The organism is Streptomyces coffeae (genome assembly GCF_016741875.1).
GTDB lineage: Bacteria > Actinomycetota > Actinomycetes > Streptomycetales > Streptomycetaceae > Streptomyces > Streptomyces coffeae.
In genome coordinates this window covers 1-217 of the sequence record NZ_JAERRF010000252.1, presented here as the reverse complement: position 1 = coordinate 217, position 217 = coordinate 1, and the positions used below count along the sequence as shown (strand labels likewise).

At 68.2% G+C, this 217-nt stretch carries 1 pseudogene; it reads left to right on the top strand.

The features are described from left to right. Positions 1–217, top strand: a pseudogene (locus JK363_RS41885) (polyketide synthase); the annotation flags it as partial.

Here is a 217-nt window from a genome sequence, read left to right as displayed (position 1 = left end):
CGAGGCGCAGGCGCTGTTGGCGACGTATGGCCAGGACCGGCCGGAGGGCCGGCCGCTGTTGCTGGGCTCGGTGAAGTCGAACATCGGGCACACCCAGGCTGCTTCGGGCGTCGCCGGTGTGATGAAGATGGTGCTGGCGATGCGGCATGGTGTGCTGCCGCGGACCTTGCATGTGGATGAGCCGTCGCCGCATGTGGACTGGTCGGCTGGGGCTGTT